Consider the following 22,610-nt stretch of genomic DNA (forward strand, 5'->3'; position numbering starts at 1 on the left):
ATTAGGATGAATAGAGAAGAACTGATCAAAACTTTTTCTGACAACCACTATACGGTTATTGCCTATATCCAGGCATTACCTGAGCCTCATTTTTCATATCGTAATCATGAAAAATGGACGGCTGGTCAACAGCTAAAACATATTCTCTTAACGCTTCTACCCTTTCCAAAGGTACTTCAATCAAAAGATTATATAGCCCAAAAATTCGGATCCCTCCAACGTGCAACCTGGGACTACGACACGGTGCGTAACAATTATCTCAAAACAAGCCGGCAGGCCCCAAGTCAATTTTTGCCTGAAGAAATCCTGCCCGCACAGAAAGAGGGTCTGATTGCGCAACTGGAAGAAGTATTGGCTACAATCAATCAGCTATTTGTACTGTACAATGAAGAGGAGCTCGATAGCCTGGTTTTACCACATCCTCTGCTCGGCAAACTCAGTATACGCGAAATGTTTTTTCTGATGAGCTATCATCCCTTACACCACCTGAATCAAATCAAGGAAAACTTGGTCTCATTCAATCAATGAGCTACACTTTATTCATCAGCTTTTCATCGAATCAGTGTTAATGGTATTGTCTATTCTCTTGTATGGACCATATCATATAAATCAAAGCCTTCAGCCCAATAGTCTTTATGGATTTCCCTTAATACAAAACCATTTTTCTTATAAAATCCGAACGTGAATTGAGAGGTACCGACTTCGATCTTTTCAACCTGATGATGGGTATACAGAAAGTCAATACGGTGATGCAATAGGTTTTTTCCAAAACCAAATCCGTGATATTTTGGATTTAAAAAACTCCAGCTCAAAAATCCTGTGCGCTCATCATCAGAAAAACCTACTCCACCGCCACCAATAATTTGCCCGTTAACCAGTGCAACAAAATACGTCTCCGTTTCCTGGTCAAGATATTCTGTGAAATCGGCAACCTCGCTCTGTGCAAAGTACTTCGGTATATTCAAATGAAGAATATCGATCAGCTTATTTCTATCCTGAACATCATATTTCCTAATTTCCAAATACTTATCCATAATTGGTATGATTACAAATCCCTGTCTATTGTTAACTTACATTTCCTTTGAAGTTTATTAAATATAATAATAATTTAGTGTGTTTTTATTGCGCTATTTCCACGCCCACCGATTGGCCAGATTTTTCCCAAGAAACATTAAAAACCATCGCTATTGGCTTGATTTTTGATTAATTTTTTGATTAATTTTACGGTCGCACTGCGGTAAGCAGATGATCATTAAATACCCAATATGCAAAAACCTCAAAAGGATATTCCGATTTTTTTTGAAGCATTAAATCAGATGCCGATTGCAACTGCCATTTATGATAATTCAAACCTCAATATTGCATTCGCCAACTCGCGAATGCTAAATATGTGGCGTACAAAAAACGAAATATTTGGACATTCCTTTGGGGAGGTTTTTCCGGTTTTTACCCAAGAAGGATTTACAGATATACTCCGTAATGTCTGGGAGAGCGGTGTCACCTACAAGGCATTTGAAACCCCTGCAACGATCATTGACCGTGATTTCAAGATCAAACGTTATTTTGATTTTGAATATAAGCCCCTCTTTGATAAGCGTGGCCGAACTTATTCCATCCTCCACACAGCTACAGATGTCACGCATAAGATACACGAAGAGAAACCTGATGATCAAGAAAATATAACAATCAATCCCGCAACCAACCTGCGCATGATATCCTATACGCTATCACATGATGCTAAAAATCCTTTGGCTCTTGCTAAATTGGGTATAGGTGTACTAAAAGAACATTTGGATATGCAGTCCAATAGACGGCTCGAATTGTATGATGTCATTGATCAATCACTTGAAAACATTGCTGATATTATCGACAAAACGGTCGAACTGACTCTTGCTCCAATTAATAGACTACGGAAACAAGCTCTTCGTTTAGATCATACATTGCCCAATTGGTGCCGGGAAGCGAAATTACTATACCGTAGCCCACATACTGAACTTATCTTTGGTGACCTTTTTCCAGTAAACAGTGATCAAGATGCAATCTACCAAATCTTTACAAACTTGATCAACAATGCGGTCAAATACTCTTCGGCCAATAAGAAAGCAGCGGTGCATATCTATAGTGAAAAAGTAACGAACGGTGTATTATATATCATCAAAGACAATGGTATCGGTATTCCGCAGCATGAACTCGAAAATATACGCATGGAAAGACTCCGTGGTTCAAATTCAACGGATTACCAGGGAAAAGGCATTGGGCTGTTTATCGTTCAGGAAATCCTTGAAAGACTCAAAGCGCAGATGGCCATCTTCAGTAAGGAGAACCAAGGGACCGAAATCCGTCTATTTTTTCCAAATTAATCGAGCGACCTAGCTCTTTTATCTTCCTTTGATGGCAAATTTTGTCAATCTTATTCTGCTTTCAAGAAAAATCATTGTTGGACTCCTGATTTATGGCTAATTTTGAGTGTTTAGAAATTGTAAGCAAAATCAGACACGTCTCTATGAATCATTTTCGTAAATATTGGAAACTATTTTCCCATATTGGTGCACATCCGGGCATGTCATACATCGATTTCAAACGTGTGCACATGATAAATTTGATTGCATTGTTATGTTTATTTCCGACAATTTTCTTTTCAATCCTCAATCTTATCGACCACCGCTATGTTTTATCGGCGATTAATTTCTCCAATTCTATATGTTCGTTTACGGTCCTTCTGCTTCAATATTATGGGAAACACAATATCGCTAAGGCAACTCTATTGATAAGTAATTCTGTGTTTTTCTTCGCTGGGGCACTACTTTACAAAAATGGCGGCGAATATTTTTTATTGTGTACATTGATTGTCTCGATGTTGATGTATGACAACCGAAAGATCCATATAGTCCTTTGTATTACGGTAGCTTTCCTGATTTTACTGTTATATTTGCTTCCTGATATACTTCCCCTGAGCCAGCAAGTTCCACGATCCAGATCTGTTTTCAATATTATCAATGCGCTGGCTTTTATGGTCGTTGCGGTCAACTTTTTTCTTGATATCATCTATAAGAATATGAAAAAAATTGAGCAGCAACGCCTCAACTTAGAATCCATGAATCGGGACAAAGAAAAAATTTTTTCTATTATCGCGCACGACATCAAAAGTCCTTTTGCCAACCTGGAAGCACTGGTATTTATGTTTCGTAATCAGATGCTCGATAGTACGGCATCCCAGGAATATATCCAACAGATCTATCAGCAGATTACGCAGCAGAACCAAGCTTTGGATGATTTGCTACAATGGGGTAGCAGCAGTATGCAAGGTATGAATACCAAAGCATCACCCCAATTAATCAAACCTATAATACAACAAATTATTAAAGTTTTCAATGAGAATACACAATCTAAAAAACTAAAAATCAATATTAATATACCCAACAATACGCAGATAATTGCCAATCGGGATCATACCATCATTATTTTACGCAACTTGATTAGCAATGCGATCAAATTCAGCTATGTGAATGGGAATATCAACATCTACACCAGCATCGATGAAACCTATACACATATTCATATTCAGGATGAAGGAATAGGGATTAACCCTTCGAAGTCTGCCGCACTTTTTAATGAAATTCAGCAAAAGTCCTTTGGCACTGAAGACGAGCCCGGATCGGGTGTGGGCCTAGTCTTATGCAAGGATCTTATTGAACGAAACAAAGGTGTTGTGAACATCCAAAGTACACCCAATAAGGGATCCGTTTTTACAGTTGGATTGCCATCCTGCCCCAACCATAAGCAGCAAACCAAGATCGAAGTGCCTACATGCTGTTAACCCAAATATAGGTTTAGAAAATTTTTGATGAGATTATTTACTGTAGAAAAAACTTTGTGTGCTTCATCAATATAGGTTCATTTTTGTAGATTTACCCCTAATACACATTGACGCAAAGGAAATATGGAAGTAAATGCCAATTATGTATATAAAATCATCGACACACCAGTTGGTCCTATACACTTAATCGCTACCGAAAAGGGACTTTCAGGTTTAGTTTGGGCGGACAAGGATTATATCCGCACAAAACTTCCTACAGCAACCTACAATGAACAAGCTCCAGTTTTAATACAGACAGAACTGCAGCTGAATGAGTACTTTGCAAAAAAAAGAAAGATATTTGATATTCCGCTTGATTTTCAGGGAACTGCCTTTCAGATCAGGGTCTGGGAAGTGCTTTTAGGTGTTCCCTATGGTACAACCAGGACTTACGGTCAACTGGCGCAGCAACTTGGCGACAGCAAAGCCGTCCGGGCCGTTGGTGGCGCGTTGAATAAAAATCCTATAGCCATTATTGCCCCCTGCCATAGGATAGTTGGTACCTCGGGCAAGCTTGTTGGCTTTGCCGGGGGCATTCGCAATAAGTCTATCCTGCTGGACCTTGAACAACACGATCAGACCCCAACACTATTCGATCTTTAATGCTGATTATTAGCCTTGGAGCATGTTAATCCTGCGGTATACCAACCATTTCAGGGAATCTTTGAATTGCCGATGAAGAGAAAAAAAATTGCATCTCCGCTTTTGTAATTAAAACTATATCTTTATGAAAAGAATTACACGGTCACTATGATAGAGAATACGTTTGGAATGGATATAATGCCTGAAAATGAACATGACAGACTGAATGCCCTCAGACGCTATAAAATAACTGGAACCCCTTCTGAAGCCAGTTTTGATGGAATTGCAAAATTAGCCACACAAATCTTCAATGCCCCTATTGCATTGCTCTCACTGGTGGATGCAGAATCTGTCTATTTCAAAGCAAATATTGGCATGGGCACCACAAAGGAAACGAATCGAGGGCAAAGCTTGTGTAGTCTAGCTATTCTGGACAAGAAAGTAACGGTCTTTGAAGATACACTGAAAGAAGATATCCTACTGACCAATCCAAATGTAATTGGTGATTTTGGACTACGGTTTTACGCAGGTGCACCACTTATTACGCATGATGGTTTTATGATCGGTTCACTGTGCGTCATCGACAAACATCCACGCGCTTTCACTGCGGCTGATCGACAGATATTAGAAGGTCTTGCTCGAACCGCAATGGATCAAATCGAGCTTCGAAGTTCTTCCATAGATAAAATTGATGAGCTTGAGGGTGTCAATATTACTATGGCAACCATGCAACAACGGCTGCTCGAGCTTAATGACGAGATGGAACTTGCCAATGATGAACTTTATCGTACCAATAGCCAGCTCAACAAATCCTATGATTTGACAGTGCTGCTCAACAAAAACCTCAAAAAAAGTGAACGTCGATTCAGATCCTTTATAGATAAGGCCCCAATAGCCTTTGCGATTTTAACAGGTCGTGAATTAGTCATTGAAGTTGCCAACGATATGATGCTCAAACTCTGGCACAAAACAGAAATCATTCTTGGCAAACCACTTGGACAGGCGCTTCCCGAATTACAGGGACAGCCTTATTTGGGGATATTGGATGATGTCTTTACTACTGGCCAAAATTATATTGGAGACACTGCCTACGCAAGACTTGAGTCTATGGGAGTATTGGGCGATCATTATTTTGATTTCACCTATGAGCCGTTGAAGAATGATGAAGGCGAAACTGAGTCTATTATTGTCATCGCCAATGAGGTTACGGAGCGTATCAAAAGAAACGAACACCTTGAAGCCCTCAACTATCAGCTGGAAATTGCACTAAAAGCTGGTGAACTCGGTTCTTACAATCGTGATATAAGAACAGGTAAAATGGACTGCTCGGAAACCTGTAAACTCAATTTTGGCCTCACTAAAAACGATCGCTTTGACTATGATGTCCTCATGCAAAGCATCGTCCCGGAGCACCGCGAAATGGTCTATCAAAAAGTTCAGGATGCTATCCAGAACAAGACCACTTATCACGCTGAATATCTCATCCGTTGGCCTGATGGATCGTTGCATTGGATCAATGCGTCGGGTCTTCCCAAATACGATGCAGAAGGTAATGCGACTCACCTCATTGGTGTAGTGGCGGATATCACAAAACGGAAGAATTATGAATCTCAAAAAGATGATTTTCTGGGCATTGCCAGCCATGAACTAAAAACGCCCGTCACCGGATTAAAGGGAACGATTCAACTGCTGGAACGATTCAAGGACAAAACTGGAAGTGACATCATTTCAAGACTTATTGATCAGTCTGCTGTCAATATCAAAAAGATCGTTACACTTGTTGACGACCTGCTCAATATGCATCGAATCAGTGAAGGGCAGCTTCATCTCGAAAAAACAACCTTCAAGGCATCAAAGATACTTACCTCCAGTTGTCACAATATCATATCCCAAGGCAACCATCAAGTTAATATTACCGGCGATCTCGATGCAGATATCTTTGCCGACGAACAACGTCTGGAACAAGTCCTTGTCAATTTTGTCAACAATGCCGTTAAATATGCCCCAGAATCGAGAGAAATCAATATTACGGTTGAACAACTGCAAGATCGTATCAAAATAACCGTCAAAGATCAAGGTGAAGGTATTAATCCGGCAGTACAGCCATTTATTTTTGATCGATATTATAGAGCTAATCACGAAGGTAAATCTTACTCGGGGCTTGGACTGGGGCTCTATATTTCCGCTGAAATAATCAAAAAACACGGGGGTCAGATAGGAGTTGATAGCATCGTGGGTTTGGGCAGTAGTTTCTGGTTTTCCATCCCACTCCCGACAACAGAAAAATAAACGCAAAAGAGCCGGTTTTTACCCGGCTCTTTACTATCAAATCCTACGTGCTTATTGATAGACTGCTTACACTTACATGTAGTAGTCCGGCATTTGAAAATAGACTTAGGCTGTCTCCTCAACCGTCGCATCAGGCGCATTCTTCTTGACAGATTCAATGCCATTTTCCATACCACTTGCGCTTTCATACATCTCGCTGGTTCCAATAATTTGGCCATTGGTAGCCTTGAGGTTGAAGTAGTGCTTACCGTTCGTAGAAGTTTTACGATCAAATTTGTTATCGTCCTGAGCGTTCTTTTTTACAGATTCAACGCCATTTAAGCAGTTTGCTTTAGTTGTATAGCCTTCACTGCTTAAAATCACCTGTCCGTTTCCAGCTTTTAGATTAAACTGGAATTCTCCATTTTTCCGTGTTTTTACTTCAAATTTACCCATTTTCTCAATTAATTAAATAAATATGTGGTTATCGGAATTAACTTCCATACTAAAGATAATACTTTTCAATGTTTTTATTGTAAAACAACGATTAATTTTTTTATCATCAATAAGGTACATACTTCCTAACATCTGTTCTAAAAGATTCAACGTCACAGTACGCAAGATAGTTTAATCTCTTAAAGCGGTTAAATCTTGTGTAGGAGCCGGCAAATTCAGATTACTGATCGCCGTATAGACAGATTCATCGACTTTAAAACCCCATTTTCTAAAAAAATCCGAAAGATCTTTTTGTCCAATCTGACATGCCGACAGCATAAAATAGCGCATTTTCTCTGCGTCTGTTGAAACTGTGGGTCTGTTCTCGCGGGTAGTTTTGCTAAGTTTGATGTAGAAATCATCACCAAACCCTAGCCAAAGCTGATGAAACATAATCATTTTCAAATCATTATCTCCTGAATTAAAGTTGCGGTCCGCGATGTTTTTCTGAAAGTAAGTCGTCAATTTAGGCCAGGAATTATTGGCAGTCACCCGGCTTACCGGCAATCCAAATCCCCTTTCACTGGCTAGAGAATAGACATTCACGGTTGTTTCTGTCAGATTGCCCCAGGTCCAAGCTTTTTGTTGATAGGTATGCCCTACTTCATGCCATATTCCCCATCCATTTGTATTGGACAGGTATTTTGGTTGCAACATACGATAAGATAAAGCATCTGTGAAATAAATAGAAATACCAGCAGCCATATAACCACCTGCACTCGAATCTCTCACGGTAATCAGGTGTTTATTATATGGTATGGCATGGACTCCACTCGTACCATTCAAACCACTGATCCGATTGGAAAAACCAATAATTGAATCCAGTCTATCCACAATAAGCTGTTGATCTTCGTTCTTATACAGCATCGCATCGGCAATTTTGGTTACCATAATGGTGTGATCTGACGAGAAGACGACATCCGGCACGGTATTTTTCAACGAATCCAATGTAGCTACCCATTGCTCATGGGTGGTAATTCCCTTTTGAAAGTAAGGTACCGGGATAAAGCCATTGCCAAAAGAAAGCTCTATTTCTCCAGTTGTTGTGTAATTATCAGCTGTATAAATCACATAAACCAAGCCCCCGTATTGATCCACTGTGAACGTTTGCGTACCTGCTTGGAGATTAAAATACTGCCGTACTGGTCGAATATTGTCTCTAAAAGGCGTCCCGATCGCCAAGCGTGCTGCTGTCGTCCCCGAGTTGACTTTTACTTTTATCGTTATAGTACTGTTTGGCGCTACATAAAATCCGGTCATTTGCATCTCATTATGATTTGCGCGAAACTGAAGTCTATCAACCTCAGTTGCAGCCGAAGGACTTACTTTAAATCGTTGGACCGAATCCGCTATTGCTAAGGATTCTGCGCTGGAATCGTTCAGTAAAGTGTACATTAAGCTACCATCCTTCCGGCAGGAAGTGGTCATAGCGATCACTAAAATCGTGATTAAGGAAAACACGGTCTTTCTCATAATTTTTAAATAAAGTTTATAATTTGTATTAATTGTCAACACTTCTTTCCGATCACCCTTCAAAGCCTCAGCGGCTGTTTCGAAGTTTTTATTTTTCTAATCGATTTATGGTTCATCGAAACCTGAAAACCAGATGATCCCTGCAAAGAATTCACTTCACCTTCAGCAAAGTATTTTAGTTCATAATCTAAAAGCAAGATATAATATATTGTACGGAAAAATAATCAACCACTCCACATCAAACGTTTGCACAATCAACGAAAACCTTTTCGCTTTGATAAATTTCAAATAATTATAAAGAAAATCTGTTTTAAAAAAATGACAAGAAACGAGTAACACCTCTATTCTCTACTGCTATAGAAGCTAGATGTTATTCAAACTAATTACACAACCCCAACGTTATTCCCTCGAACACCACATCATAAAGGACTAACATGGCAGCACATGATCATCACAACTGTTACCATCAATAACATTATATATCATTCTCTTTATGCAGAATAATCATTACGTGAAGTCGAAAAACTCCAAAAAAAACAGTATAACCAAAAGTTATAACACACCTGTTTCCATAATCAACTTTTAATACAGATAACAAACATAAACACCTACAATACAAAGAATAACGAAAAATAAAATCATAAAAAACAGCAGTCAAAAATTAAAATAAAAAAGGCGATTTCTCTGTTATTGGAATCAGGTTTTTATTCATCCGCCTATTTTTCCAGTGATAGTCTTCTGCAGGTTGGTTTTACCACAATCGGTGATAAAAAATTATAATTTTAAAAAGCGAATCGTTAAATTCGAAAAGTACACTATGAAATTAATACGCTAATTTTGCTTGCAATCAAACAAGATTGATGGAACACTTAACCTAAACTATAGCCCTAGACACTATAGTGCGGCAATAACGAGCGATTATCTTAAAACATGAAAAACAACATAAAGGAACAAAACGAAACGTTAAATCAATTGGATCAAAATTCAGCATTGCTAGCAGAACACCCCATTCTAGTAGAATTTAAAAACCTTATTCACCAGTATCCTCAGAATCACTGGGATCTCCAATTCTACTTGAAAAAGCTCAATATATCAAGAATAGCGTTACATCGATTGACGCTTTCAAGTAATGAAACTTCACCCAGCACGATCGTCAAGGAAATTGTTGCAAGTGAGATTGCCAAAAAACTAGCTTCTACGGAGATTCCGATTAAAGAGTTGACTTCGTATTATGGTTTTAGTTCATCAGCATCATTAACACGGTTTATAAAAAAGCATACTGGTCTTAGTCCGCGAAAATTTAGAGCATTAAACGCATTGGATTATATTTAGACTTGTCCAGCGACTATCTCTCATTTCGATGGTTAAAAATTGAATATCTTTAGGTAAACCTTTTTACGATGTTTCATGATACTCATGCATTTACCAACATTTAATATTGATTCAATAAGGCTGCACAGTGAATAAAAATCAAGATAGTGCAGCTACTGCTTTTTGATAAGCTTGTAATTATTCAGCGATTCGTCCTTTTGAACAGTATACTGATCTTTGAGTTTCATCACCCAACCCTCACCCTCTATTCGCTGTCCTTCGATTTTAGTAGGCCTACTAACGGTTATTTTATCCCAATTGGGCGCCATGAGCGCCCCACTTTTGACATCTAGAATCCCCCAGTTATCGGTGATCCTTATGGTTGGATAAACAGTTCCCAAATCCGCGATTGGGAGGATATTTCTCGGATCAAAAGACACATTCATTTTCTCAAATTTAATGGTCATATGAGGCTGGTCCACAAACAAGGAACGGTACAATGCAATTTGCTGTTTTATTTTTTCCGCTCGTAATTGTTCTTCTGTGAATATCTGTTTTCCATTATACTCCGCTGTAATGGCTTTTACTGTTGCTGCAAGATCTTTCGGAAGTTCAATGTTCAATTCGCGCATAAAGAATACAGTTAAATCTGTATTTACTGAAATCTTTTGATTCCAAAGCGGATCCTTTAAACTCATTATATATCCATAGATGGGCGTGGTATTGTAGGCAAAAGACCTTACATAAGTGGGGTTCTTGAAAAATCTGTCTATTACATCAATGAAATGTTTTTTTGTTTTTTCTTTATCTCTCCCACTGATCATTACTCCGGTATACTCTGCAATCCCTTCATTAAGTTCCAATTGATTTTCAATATGGGCAGAGCCTGGAAAAAGTGAATTTCGATACTTCCGAAAAATCAAAGCATCCTTCAAGTGCATTCGTTGTTCATCTTGCGCGTCTGAACAAACCGCCTTTTTAAGCGCCTCCAATTCAAAACGTAAGTATATCCGTCCATTCTCTTGATCCAGATGGGTACTTTCGCTGTTATTTTGAACGAAGCCCAAAGCCGATTGTGCGGAATGAAACAATTCATGAGCCAACAAATTGATCCGTGCATAATAATCTTTAGATAAAGGCAACATAATCATCGCCCAAGTGCGGCCATTCCACGTTAAAGACGTATTGGCAATATTTACACTGTCGGGCAATTTACCAATATAGCTATTTTTATATTGCACAAACGAACTATCGGCACCAAAGTTATTACTAAATAGCTGTCGTGTCTGAGGCTCCACCAAAATAATATCACCATATAAATCCCTATTCCATAACGAATAACCAATTTTAGTTGCAGTTTTAATTTCACTAAAATATTGAACGATACTGTCTGGCTTTGTCTCCTTAGATTCTTGTCCAAGCGCTAATGCACTGAGCAAAAGATATAGAAACGTTATAGATATTTTCTTCATTAAACACTTGTGAAAACGGTTATAAATGATATTTTTTAGTTAAAAAGAGATTATTAGAATTTGACAAACATCTTCTTTTAAATCCCTAAAAATACATTATATCACTAAAATATCTATCATTAAACAAAAAAAAGCACACTTAATATGTGTACTTTTTTGCTCAACATAGACTATGCTGTGTTTATACATCAATATAAAGACTCTTTGAACTACAAAGTCTCCTTGAGATATACTACTGATTCCAAGTTCAATCCATCGAGTCTGCTAATACCTGGTTGTTTTACAAATCCATTCTGTTCAAAAAGTCCGATCAACGAACTTCTTAAGGGTTCATTGATCCAAATCACGTCGTAGGTACTGCATACGGCAAGACATTTGTCCATTAATGATACCTCCATTTGCTGCAAAGCCTCATGCTGGCAGACACCGAAATCCGCGATTCGAATCACACGTTTACCTGCCAAGCCATCCGGCTTCTGCCCTTTCGAGGTTATTCTGGCATAACCCATCGGCTGATCGTTAGCATATACTACCAGCCATTGATTTGACATACTGTTTATTTCGTTGACAAGTGTTTTGGAATTAAAACTATCAGCAATGTAATTGTCTAGTTCAGCTGGCTCCACTAAGCTGCCGAATTTTTCTAGGGCTAGAGTTTTGGTGAGCATTGACAACGCTTCAATTCCCTGCTCTGTTGCTACCGTAAATTTTGTGACTATATTCATATGTGCATCTACTATTAAATACACAAATGTACATGCTATCACTTGCTATTATTCGATACACATTGTTCATTTAGCATCAGTACAGGCTCCCACATAAATAACGACCTATATGCTGGATCGCTTCTATTCGTTTAGCAGAAAACTTGTCCGCGATGACCAACCTAAAATAATGTTCAAAAGTATTCGCAAAAGAGAACGTATAGCCCGGCGTAAATCTTGCACCAATTTTTTTACACTGCGCGTAAAAATCCGCCATATCTGTACTTTCAGGCATTTTAACCCAAAGATTATACCCACCTGCAGGTGTGATCACTTTGGTTTTTTCAGGAAAACTGGAAGCGATTAGGTTGGTGGCCAGATAGGCATTTTTTGCCAGTTGCATCTTCAGTGAACGAATATGCCGATCGTAACTGCTGCTACCGATCAAACGGTTTACGGTCTCCTGATTCAGAGGAGAAACTGTACTGCCCAATGCAAACTTGATCTGTTCAGCATCTTTCAGAAATCGCCCTGTGCTTAACCAACCCAGCCGAATTCCAGGTGCCAGGGTTTTTGAATACGATGAATACGTCATGACCAATCCGCTTTCATCAAATTGTTTTAGTGTGGATGGTCTGCTCCCCTGAAAGTTCAGGTCTCCATAGATATCGTTCTCGATTACAGCAACATGATATTTATGAGCAATCGCCAATAAAGCAATTTTCTGTTCATCTGAGAGCAAAATACCTGTTGGATTATGAAAATTCGGTGTTAGGACGACTGCTTTTACAGCACTTCCTTGACACGCTTGTCTAAAAAAGTCTATATCAAAACCATCTTTAGTAAGAACAGGAATTTCAATAACGCGCAGCTTGAGCACCCGAATGACCTCCAATACAGAAAATACGCACGGACTTTCCACAGCAACAATATCTCCGGCTTCACATGCAGCAGCCAAGGCGATATACAAAGCCTGCAGGGCGCCATCTGTGATCAGCAGTTCATCTGCATGCAGTAAGGTCTGATAGGAGGCCGCACGCCTGATAATATTGTCCTTCAATTGTACCGAACCGTTAGATGGATAATAGCGTAGTAACCCTGCCCCTTGTTCCCGAATGACCCGCTGCATGGTCCGAAGTAAAAGTTTTTGCGGAACAAGAAGGTCCCCTGGGGCAGCAACATTAAATTCCGAAAAACCCCGCCCCACAGGTGACGCTGTTGTCAGACCAAGCCCTTGCTCAAAGACAGCATCCCTTACTACCGGTGGACGTCGACGCCCTTCCGGTTCTGCCAGCATTTCATTCTTCGCACTGACATAGTAGCCAGATTTCGGAACGCTCTCCACCAAACCAATAATCATAAGATACTCATAACCTGACTGAACAGTACTCATACTTAAACCGTAGTAATCTTTAAACTCGCGTACTGAAGGCAGCTTTTGCCCCGGTTTATAGACTCCTGATTTTATATTTTTCTCAATTGCTTGTGTAAAAATTTCAAATTTATAGCTCTTCATCTGTATTGATCACTTTTACCTATACTGTACCTGTATCGCAAATCTAATCAATCTAAATTTGTCTAAAAAAGAAATGACAGGTAATTATCAAATCAATAGCCCTAGCGAATTACGTGCTCTTCCACAGGAGGTATTACCCGAATTAAGTCAGGAACTAAGAAACTTCCTCATTGACCATATTGCTACACATGGCGGTCATTTTAGTTCAAGCCTTGGTGTTGTAGAACTTACTATAGCAGTTCATTATGTATTTAACACCCCTAAGGATAAATTGATCTGGGACGTTGGTCATCAGGCTTATATCCATAAACTACTCACAGGGAGAGCGGCTCGCTTCCATTCGAACAGACTTCTAGGCGGCATAAGCGGATTTCCTGTTATGGAAGAAAATAACTTTGACGCCTTTGGTACAGGTCATTCTTCCACATCCCTATCAGCAATTCTGGGTATGGCCTGCGCAGCCAGGTATAAGGGTGATAACAGCCGTCAACACATCGCTGTTATCGGCGACGGCGCCATGACTGCCGGTCTAGCATTCGAAGCTTTAAAATAATATAGGTTTCGAACAGCCTAACCTATTGATTATATTAAATGATAACGATATGTCTATTGATGCCGGTACGGGAGCCCTACAAAACTATCTGACCGACCTGACCTCGGGGCAAGCCTATAATCAGTTCAAATCACAGATCAAAAAGCTGCTGTCATCCCATAAAGATCGGACACAATGGTCAATTGCTGCAATTAGAAAAATAGAGAAATTGATAAAAACAGGGCTATTTGCTTCGAGCAATATTTTCGAGGCCTTAGGAATACGTTATTTTGGACCAGTGGATGGTCATAACCTCCACAAGCTTATCAAAATATTTGAACAGTTGAAGCATATCCCCGGGCCCAAAATAGTGCATTGTGTAACACAAAAAGGAAAAGGTTTTACACCAGCCATGTTAAACAAGGCGGAATGGCATGCCACAGGGAAATTCGACAAACTGACAGGTATACGGTTAGAAAACCAACTACCGCAACTCTACAAGGAAACTTTTCAGCAAGTGCTGGGCGAAACGCTGATACAGCTCGCCCAACATAATAGCCGTATTATCGCTATAAGCCCAGCTATGCTTTCCGGCAGCAGGCTGACGGCAATGAAACAGCAGATGCCTAACCGCGTTTTTGATGTTGGTATCTGCGAGCAGCATGCCATTACTTTTTCCGCAGGCCTTGCTGCTGATGGGCTACTTCCTTTCTGTGTGATCTATTCGACATTCTTACAACGCGCCTATGATCAACTAATCCACGACGTCGCTTTACAGAAATTACCGGTCGTGTTCTGTATCGACAGGGCCGGCGTTGTCGGCCCCGATGGCCCCACCCATCAGGGGGCATTCGACATTGCTTTTCTTCGCTGTATACCCAACATCGCAGGCGCTTCGCCCATGACGCTCACAGACTTTAAAAATTTGTTGTTCACGGCTCAGGACATCACTCTTGACGGACCGCTTGCAATCCGCTACCCAAAAGGCCCAGGTGGTCGAGAGAAGCAATCAGACAAATTTATAAGACTTGAAATTGGAAAAGGAAGAAGGCTTTGTTCAGGGCAAGACATTGCCATACTCTCTCTTGGGCCCGTTGGTCAATATGCACAGGACGCATGCAACGAACTGCTCCGGGAAGGCATGCAGGTTGGGCACTATGATCTACGGTTCTTTAAACCGCTCGACGAAGCGTTATTACATGAAGTATTCCAATCATATTCCTATATCATCACTGTTGAAGATGGATGTATAGCTGGTGGAGTAGGAACTGCAGTACTGGAATTTATGACCGAACATGGCTACTCAGCGACCTTGAAGCGACTTGGCTTGCCCGATACTTTTGCAGTACAGGGTACACAGCAACAGCTTCACCAACTTTATTACTACAATAAGCAGGCTATTATCGCCACGGTGAGACAGCTATACACGGGCCCGCTCGAATCGGCAGGCTCAGGGTGTAGCCTTAAGCCGAACGAGTCTTCCCCAAACAGTTAACTTAGTCACAATAGTAGTGCTTAAACAATATAGATTAAACTATCATTTGGTCTGATCATAGGATCTAAACAGCATAGGACCGACCCTGTCAGACATTCAGCTTGCGAAGCTTTCCTAAAAGGTCTTTTTGTCAGGACATGCCTTTCATAGATTTACTTCGTCTTTCAATTGTAAAAAGAATCTATAAGAACCAAAACTGCTTATATCTTCTAAGACAAACATCCAGAAAGGTACGGTGTTTGTGGCTTACATGAAAGAAACAATGTTGTTTCTTTCATGTAGCAATTCATACCATGAAACACTTATTCGTCCTCCTTGCTATAGCGACAGGCTTATTTCTGATCAGCAAGGTTTGCTTTTCACAAAAAGGGAAAGATTCAAAACCGTCAATACAAAATACTATGAATACTATAAATCAAAAAGATCATGTTGTCTATTTTGCCGGAGGATGCTTCTGGGGAACTGAGCATTTCTTTAAACAAGTCCGCGGGGTCACCGCAACCGAAGTTGGCTATGCCAATGGAAACCTTCAGCACCCTTCATACGCACAAGTTTCGACAGGAACCTCAGGTTTTGCCGAAACGGTAAAGGTAACCTTCGACCCGGAGCTTGTCGATCTAAAGCTTCTCGTAGACCTTTTCTTCAAAACAATTGATCCAACTTCATTAAATAAACAAGGCAACGATATCGGTACACAATACCGTACAGGAATCTATTATACCAATGCGGATGATGCCGCTGTTATCAAAGAACAGATAGCTGCTTTAGCAAGTCAATACAACAGCAAAATCGTGGTGGAAATAGAACCTTTACAGAATTATTATAATGCTGAAGCTTATCATCAAAAATACCTGGACAAAAACCCTGGCGGTTATTGCCATATAAGCCCTGATTTATTTAAACTTGCGCGAAATGCCAACCCCGAAAAAGCGAAAGCGGACGTTAAAAACACGTATAAAAAAGCAGATAAGGAGACCTTGAAGAAAGAGTTGACTCCATTGCAATACGATGTTACACAAAACAGTGCAACGGAGCGCGCGTTTGACAATGCCTATAATGATGAATTTAGGGAAGGTATTTATGTCGATATCACAACCGGAGAACCCTTATTTGTTTCTACAGATAAATTTGAATCGGGATGTGGGTGGCCCAGTTTTTCCAAACCGATTAGCGATAGCCTGATTCAAGAACACTCCGACAATTCGTACGGGATGCGCAGAACGGAAGTACGCAGCAAAACTGGTGATGCACACCTTGGCCACGTTTTTAACGATGGACCGGCAGATAAAGGTGGTCTGCGCTATTGTATAAACAGTGCTTCACTTCGATTTATTCCAAAAGACAAGATGAAAGCACAGGGTTACGAAAAGTATTTGCCATTATTGGTAAAAAAATAGGCTGCAGCGCCTCATTGGAGGCGCTTGCTCTGAACATTTCAGAATCCTTCAGGCTACCCTTATAATAACCTATTATTCAATGCAAAAACCAATGCTTCATTCATGTTGCTTACCCCTAGCTTTTCAAATAATTTTCGCCGATGAAATTTCACCGTATCAATGGAAACGAAAATTTTCTCCGAAGTTTCATGAATGGTCAGACCTCGATGATAAAAACGTAAAATCTCTATTTCACGTTCGGTAAGATTAATCTTTTTCTGGGAGTTCCATTTCCCAGTCAACAGATCCAATTCCCATACTAAGTTGGAGTGCAACTTTTCGATAGTCACGTTACCTGAAGATATATTAGTGGATAAAGACACGATACAAATTGCTTTCCATATTTTCCCCTCTTCTGTCAAAAAAACAGGTGTCAGTTTATGATTAATTAAAATAAACTTGTTGTGTGCATTTTGTATCTGAAAATCATACGATATAACATAAAGCTTCCGTTCCTCAATGGGTATTTTTTCATAAAAGCTAAACCCCGCTTCGTTAATCGTAATGAGCATCTGGAAATCATCAGATGGAACATATTTTTGATAAAAGCCATAGCCCATTTCCATCACCTCTTTGGCTGTTAAACCAGCTAGAAACAGCGGGTTGTCTGAAACAAACTCAAAACTTTTAGCTTGGTAATCGATTAGGTAAATACTCTGATAAGTAATCCGTGAGAAGGCTTTGACGAGCTCAATATAGCCGTGGGTCTGCTGGATGTCCTTTTCTGAAAGACGATCAACAGTATTTTTTTGTGAAAATAGCGCGTTAAAATCCATAACGAAATTCTAAATGTCGAAGTTAATTAAAACTACACTCAAGTGTAGCTTTTATTTGGACAAACTGTAATACTTTTGGACAAAACAGCTAAGAAATATAGCTAACTGAACGAAAAGCCGGAAAAAACATAAAACCACTTCTTACACAAATGCTTATTAACACTATTCAAATTCGAAATATTGGAATCGCTATCGGGATCTTATTTTTTGGAAACAGCTATGCACAGCAGAAAATTGAGGTTCTAAATTTTGGGACATTTCACATGAGCTATACGCCTGATGCACATAAAGTGGAATTTGACGAAAAAGATCAAAAAAACAGAAAAGAAACATACCAAGTAGCCAAACTATTGGCAGACTTTAAACCAACTATCATCTGCGTGGAAATCATTCCTAAAAAAAACGAAGAATTGAACGGCGATTACAGCTCTTTTATTAAAGATAAAGGATATAAAGCTAAGTTCGGTGGTGAAATAGCCATAATTGCATATGAAGTTGGCAAACTTGCAGGGGTAAAAAAAATTTATGGAATTGATGAACAACAAACTGCTGCTTATAATTACAACATTGCAAATGAGTTGGAGAATCAGGTAGACAGTGTAACCTATAAAAGCTACATGGGAAAAATTATGCAGGAATTCACCCATATTGATAAACTCTCCATTTTAGAAAAATTAAAGGTATTTAATCAAAAAGAGACCTTGCAAAAGTTTATCAATGTAAACGCCGATATCTTAACCTACAGCAGTACAAAAGGTAATTTTGAAGGAGCAGATGAAGCCAGTAAATTCTACCGAAGAAATCTACGGATATTCTCCAATTTAAATCAGATCCCAGTCACTGGGCAGGATCGAATTTTGCTAATCACGGGCGCTACTCACGCAGCTTTCCTTGGTGAACTTTTGCAACGGAGCCCCAAATACAAACTCGTAGAGGTTGCCGAATACCTTCAATAAAACCATCGGTAAGCAAAGACTCTTTTGGCGACTTTCGAATGAAACAGATTAACAAACCTTAATTACTTAAAGAAACACTTCAACATGATAACATGCAGAAACTGTGGCACGGGCATTACATCAAAATTCTGTCCCGATTGTGGCCAACCTGCGACGCTAAAAAGGATAGACGCTCATTATATCACCCACGAAATAGAACATGTGCTTCACTTTGAACGCGGTATTCTCTATACCATTCGAGAATTGGTGACAGCTCCAGGTAAGAATGTGCAAAACTACATTTCTGAAAATCGCAGCCGACTGGTCAAACCTATTATTTTCGTTATTGTCACATCTTTAGTGTATTCTATTATTGCCCACTTTTTCCATACTGAAGAGCGCTATTTGCAATCAATCGACAGCCATGGTATTGAAAGCAAACTCGTCATCACAACCAACATCTTTCGATGGCTACAAGGTCATTATGGTTATGCTAACATTATTATGGGGTTCTTTATTGCCCTTTGGACTAAATTATTTTTTAAAAAATACGGTTATAATCTTTTTGAAATCATCATCTTATTATGTTTTATTATGGGGATGACAATGTTAATTTATGCACTTTTTGCAATAATTGACGGTATCACGCACCAAAGTTTAATCCTATATGCAACTTTAGTAATTTGTATATATTACTCCTGGGCCATAGGACAGTTTTTTGATAAAGCTAAAAAGATCAACTATTTTAAAGCATTTGCCGCTTCAATAATAGGTTTTTTCTCCTATTTGATCGTCATACTTTTCATTGGTATTACATTGGATGTACTTATAAAATAGCATTTTTTTGACTGATGCAGACATGTATCTAAGAAGCCACCATCATCAATTGATGCGATAAATGGGATAAAGAAGATGTGACTCTTCATAATAAGGTGAATGTTTGTATATCCAATCCAGCTGCGCACTACTACTTGCAGCAAGTTTAGGGTTGTTCATCTTTTCGCGTTCAAAGGCAGATCTTAAATCTTTATTCTCTTTTAGAAGCTTGGCTGCTGTATCTTCAAAAACATAAGCTGAATAGTATTCTTTCTGTCCTAAGATCGCATCAAAGAAATTCCAATTAAAATAAGAGTCTATTGCTTCAGGTTCCAAGGTTTCCAGCAGAAACTTCACACCGTCCTGATTCAAAGGGACCAAAAAGTCACCGGCACTGAAGTTTACCTTGTTGGAGTCCCTAAGGAGGCTGGTGTCAAAATGTAAATAATGCCCCTCATATGGACTTGAAGTTGTCTTGAAATCCTTAATCCTATACTGTTCCACCGCAATAACAGAATCTTGTTTAAGCGGAATCATCTTGATTTGATTGAGTGTCAACAATTCAATAACTTTCCATTCAGACTGCGGAATGACATAATACGATGGAATCGTCACTTCTTTTGTCGGAACATATGTATTATATAACTTAACTTGTTTTGAAAACTTAGCGTTTCTATCATACCACAACCTATCTTTCGAAGAAACGTCACTTGGTTTATATTTTGCCTCGAAGCCCTTAAATTCCAGCGATTCATATTTTGATGAATCAAGCTTCCATGCTATGGCATATTTATCCCCTATTTGATATTGCTTTAGGTTTTCAGCTCTTTTTTGTTTAATCACCTTATAATTCTGTTCGATAAAATCCAAGTTACAACGCATATAGTCATAAGTCGCTTTGACACGTTCTTGATAAGGTTTCAACATATGTGTTTCCACAACAGTTCCGATTACATTAAATAGACTGGTGTAGCCTGTTGCGTATCTTGGCGAATCCATAAAGGTTGGAAAACCACCATCGGGCACATCGTTGTGGATGTTGACATAGGGAACAGACATAAATCCTTTCTTTTGGAGATCCTTGAGTAAGTTCTTTTGCATGTGGCTGTTAAAATAATTTCCCAAAAGGTTTCCTAAACGTTCTTTGTTTGTTGAGATATAGGTGAAGGTGTACTGATAATCGGCTCCATTGCTGACATGATTATCTATAAAAACATCTGGTTTGACCCATTGGAAAATCCGCTGAAAGCTCCGCGAGTTTTTAGTATCTGTCTTAATAAAATCCCTATTTAAGTCATAGTGTCTTGCATTTCCACGAAAACCATACTCTTCAGGGCCATTTTGATTAGCTCTAGAAAAGCTCCCACGATTTAACATCCCACTCACATTATAACTCGCCAGCGCAACAACAATAACATTTTGAGGTGCCTTTATCTTTCCTGTTGCCAAATCGCGCATAAGCATCATAGTCGCATCAATACCGTCTGGCTCTCCAGGATGAATACCATTGTTGACCAATAAAACGCACTTCTCTTCCCTAGCCACTTCCAGTGTCTTTCCAAACGGATTAAATACAACAACATCTATTGGTTTATTGTTATCGTCTTCTCCCCGTGTTTCATAGTGAATTGTTGTATATTTCCGTGCCAATTCCTGATAATATGCCCGCATTTCCTCAAAAGTTGCCGATTGATTGCCATTACCCCGTTCATAAGGTGTAAGTATTTGCGCATAACTTCTGCCAAAAAGCATGAAAGAAAATAATACTAGGAACTGTTTCATAAGATCAATTTAGGCTCCAATTTACGATAAACTTGTTAAAATGCGTAAGCAATTTCTACCTTCTATTAGGAACGGCTTCCCAATAAAAACAAAATCCCTAAGAAATGTAGGGATTTTGTTTTTACTCTTTATCACTATTTCATTTGCTGACCTCATTTAATAATTCAATATCTTCCGTATCTAATTTAAGAGTCGGCGCCGCACATAGTGTATCCAATTGACTCTCACTTGTAGCACTTACAATGGGAGCGGTAATTAGCGGTTTAGCCAACAACCATGCTAATGCTACAGTAGCCTGTTTTGTCCCATGTTTCTCGGAGATAACATCGAGCGCTTTTAGGACAGCTTTACCTTTAGCATCAAAATATTTTTTGATCCCACCGCCCCTAGCCGTTTTATCAAAGTCAGCTTCAGTACGGTATTTACCGGTCAAGAAACCTGCAGCAAGCGACCAATATGGAAATACACTCAAACCGTACTTCTCGACCAATCCCGCATAATCTGTTTCAAAACCAGCACGCTCTACCAAATTGTAATGCGGTTGCAAAGCAACATATTTAGGAAGACCATTTTTCTCCGCAACATCAAAGCTTTCCGTTAACCGCGTTGGCGATAGATTAGAAGCGGCAATATAACGTACCTTACCTGCTTTTATTAAGTCAGCATAAGCCGACAATGTCTCTTCCACAGGGGTTACGTTATCGTCAAAGTGGGTATAGTATAAATCAATATGATCTACTCCCAATCGTCGCAACGATTCATCAGCAGATTTCAAAATATGTTTTCTTGAGATATCATACCCGTGCTCCTTAGTCTCGGATCCAACTTTTGTTGCGATTACTATATTTTGACGGTTGCCACGGCTTTTTAACCATTTCCCAATAATTTCTTCGGACTGCCCGCCGGTTCCATTCACCCACCAAGAATACGTATCTGCCGTATCGATAAAATTAAATCCTGCTCCTACAAATTTATCTAGCATTTCAAACGATTTTTGCTCATCTAATGTCCAGCCAAAAACATTCCCGCCAAAATTAATTGGAGCTATCTGCAAATCTGTGTGTTGTATTTCTACCTTTTTCATTGAAATTATCTGTTTATTGTTCCTTTAAATAAAAAATCGCTATGTAAGTACAGCTATAAAGCTAAAGTTACGGTATT

General features: G+C 39.3%; 20 protein-coding genes and 1 pseudogene. 12 read left to right on the forward strand and 9 right to left on the reverse strand.

The annotated features are described in order from the left end of the window. Window positions 1-6: 6 nt before the first annotated feature. Window positions 7-528 (forward strand): DinB family protein, encoded by a 522-nt coding sequence (locus tag B4N43_RS20325; RefSeq protein WP_286736017.1) that lies wholly within the window; start codon window positions 7-9, stop codon window positions 526-528. Window positions 529-578: 50 nt separating this feature from the next. Here the strand turns inward: B4N43_RS20325 and B4N43_RS20330 are convergent, their stop codons facing one another. Then, window positions 579-1,034: a GNAT family N-acetyltransferase gene (locus B4N43_RS20330; RefSeq protein WP_286736018.1), complete on the reverse strand. Its 456-nt coding sequence runs from the start codon at window positions 1,032-1,034 to the stop codon at window positions 579-581. Window positions 1,035-1,265: 231 nt separating this feature from the next. On the opposite strand from B4N43_RS20330, the gene B4N43_RS20335 reads away from it, so the two are divergent. From B4N43_RS20335 to B4N43_RS20350, 4 genes are all read left to right on the forward strand, one after another. Beyond that, window positions 1,266-2,360 (forward strand): PAS domain-containing sensor histidine kinase, encoded by a 1,095-nt coding sequence (locus tag B4N43_RS20335; RefSeq protein ID WP_286736019.1) that lies wholly within the window; start codon window positions 1,266-1,268, stop codon window positions 2,358-2,360. A gap of 230 nt (window positions 2,361-2,590) precedes the next feature. Next, entirely contained in the window at window positions 2,591-3,817 is a 1,227-nt protein-coding gene (locus B4N43_RS20340) for a sensor histidine kinase (protein WP_286736020.1), read from the forward strand. Window positions 3,818-3,940: 123 nt separating this feature from the next. Continuing rightward, window positions 3,941-4,459, forward strand: a complete 519-nt coding sequence (locus B4N43_RS20345; RefSeq protein WP_286736021.1) for a methylated-DNA--[protein]-cysteine S-methyltransferase — start codon at window positions 3,941-3,943, stop codon at window positions 4,457-4,459. A gap of 147 nt (window positions 4,460-4,606) precedes the next feature. Then, complete coding sequence (locus tag B4N43_RS20350) at window positions 4,607-6,727, forward strand: ATP-binding protein (RefSeq protein ID WP_286736022.1); 2,121 nt, start codon at window positions 4,607-4,609, stop codon at window positions 6,725-6,727. Between the two features lie 105 nt (window positions 6,728-6,832). On the opposite strand, the gene B4N43_RS20355 is transcribed toward B4N43_RS20350, so the two are convergent. Together B4N43_RS20355 and B4N43_RS20360 are read right to left on the reverse strand one after the other, a co-directional pair. Further along, on the reverse strand, window positions 6,833-7,162 hold the full coding sequence (locus B4N43_RS20355) for a YegP family protein (RefSeq protein ID WP_145326834.1): 330 nt from the start codon (window positions 7,160-7,162) through the stop codon (window positions 6,833-6,835). A 171-nt stretch (window positions 7,163-7,333) separates the two neighbouring features. Continuing rightward, a complete protein-coding gene (locus B4N43_RS20360) occupies window positions 7,334-8,674 on the reverse strand; it encodes a M60 family metallopeptidase (protein WP_286736024.1) in 1,341 nt (446 codons plus the stop codon). A gap of 930 nt (window positions 8,675-9,604) precedes the next feature. Between B4N43_RS20360 and B4N43_RS20365 the strand changes: the two genes are divergently transcribed. Further along, complete coding sequence (locus B4N43_RS20365; RefSeq protein ID WP_145326836.1) at window positions 9,605-10,006, forward strand: helix-turn-helix domain-containing protein; 402 nt, start codon at window positions 9,605-9,607, stop codon at window positions 10,004-10,006. A gap of 152 nt (window positions 10,007-10,158) precedes the next feature. Here the strand turns inward: B4N43_RS20365 and B4N43_RS20370 are convergent, their stop codons facing one another. From B4N43_RS20370 to B4N43_RS20380, 3 genes are all read right to left on the reverse strand, one after another. Further along, window positions 10,159-11,457: a hypothetical protein gene (locus B4N43_RS20370; protein ID WP_286736025.1), complete on the reverse strand. Its 1,299-nt coding sequence runs from the start codon at window positions 11,455-11,457 to the stop codon at window positions 10,159-10,161. A gap of 209 nt (window positions 11,458-11,666) precedes the next feature. Next, window positions 11,667-12,182 carry an N-acetyltransferase gene (locus B4N43_RS20375; RefSeq protein WP_088161728.1) on the reverse strand — a complete coding sequence of 172 codons (516 nt, stop codon included), beginning with the start codon at window positions 12,180-12,182 and terminating at the stop codon, window positions 11,667-11,669. Between the two features lie 76 nt (window positions 12,183-12,258). Beyond that, a complete protein-coding gene (locus tag B4N43_RS20380) occupies window positions 12,259-13,677 on the reverse strand; it encodes a PLP-dependent aminotransferase family protein (RefSeq protein ID WP_286736026.1) in 1,419 nt (472 codons plus the stop codon). 73 nt (window positions 13,678-13,750) lie between these two features. Here B4N43_RS20380 and B4N43_RS25450 point away from each other — a divergent pair, with 73 nt between their 5' ends. The 4 genes and pseudogenes from B4N43_RS25450 (at window position 13,751) to msrB (ending at window position 17,101) form a co-directional block, all read left to right on the forward strand. After that, window positions 13,751-14,230: a 1-deoxy-D-xylulose-5-phosphate synthase N-terminal domain-containing protein gene (locus tag B4N43_RS25450; RefSeq protein WP_349677187.1), complete on the forward strand. Its 480-nt coding sequence runs from the start codon at window positions 13,751-13,753 to the stop codon at window positions 14,228-14,230. A gap of 49 nt (window positions 14,231-14,279) precedes the next feature. After that, complete coding sequence (locus B4N43_RS20385; protein ID WP_312460959.1) at window positions 14,280-15,704, forward strand: transketolase C-terminal domain-containing protein; 1,425 nt, start codon at window positions 14,280-14,282, stop codon at window positions 15,702-15,704. Window positions 15,705-16,105: 401 nt separating this feature from the next. Continuing rightward, window positions 16,106-16,573: pseudogene (gene msrA / locus B4N43_RS25455) on the forward strand (peptide-methionine (S)-S-oxide reductase MsrA); the annotation flags it as partial. Between the two features lie 108 nt (window positions 16,574-16,681). Next, window positions 16,682-17,101: a peptide-methionine (R)-S-oxide reductase MsrB gene (gene msrB, locus B4N43_RS25460; protein WP_349675893.1), complete on the forward strand. Its 420-nt coding sequence runs from the start codon at window positions 16,682-16,684 to the stop codon at window positions 17,099-17,101. 59 nt (window positions 17,102-17,160) lie between these two features. On the opposite strand, the gene B4N43_RS20395 is transcribed toward msrB, so the two are convergent. Then, a complete protein-coding gene (locus B4N43_RS20395; RefSeq protein ID WP_075992811.1) occupies window positions 17,161-17,916 on the reverse strand; it encodes a response regulator transcription factor in 756 nt (251 codons plus the stop codon). A 149-nt stretch (window positions 17,917-18,065) separates the two neighbouring features. On the opposite strand from B4N43_RS20395, the gene B4N43_RS20400 reads away from it, so the two are divergent. Next, complete coding sequence (locus B4N43_RS20400; protein WP_286736027.1) at window positions 18,066-18,872, forward strand: DUF5694 domain-containing protein; 807 nt, start codon at window positions 18,066-18,068, stop codon at window positions 18,870-18,872. Between the two features lie 84 nt (window positions 18,873-18,956). Next, entirely contained in the window at window positions 18,957-19,688 is a 732-nt protein-coding gene (locus B4N43_RS20405) for a DUF3667 domain-containing protein (protein ID WP_083663647.1), read from the forward strand. Between the two features lie 45 nt (window positions 19,689-19,733). Here the strand turns inward: B4N43_RS20405 and B4N43_RS20410 are convergent, their stop codons facing one another. Both B4N43_RS20410 and B4N43_RS20415 read right to left on the reverse strand, forming a co-directional pair. Further along, complete coding sequence (locus tag B4N43_RS20410; RefSeq protein ID WP_286736028.1) at window positions 19,734-21,449, reverse strand: hypothetical protein; 1,716 nt, start codon at window positions 21,447-21,449, stop codon at window positions 19,734-19,736. A gap of 139 nt (window positions 21,450-21,588) precedes the next feature. Then, window positions 21,589-22,533, reverse strand: a complete 945-nt coding sequence (locus B4N43_RS20415; protein ID WP_201668230.1) for an aldo/keto reductase — start codon at window positions 22,531-22,533, stop codon at window positions 21,589-21,591. Window positions 22,534-22,610 lie beyond the last annotated feature (77 nt).

The organism is Sphingobacterium sp. UBA1897 (assembly GCF_002337775.1).
In the GTDB taxonomy this organism is placed as follows: Bacteria; Bacteroidota; Bacteroidia; order Sphingobacteriales; family Sphingobacteriaceae; genus Sphingobacterium; species Sphingobacterium siyangense.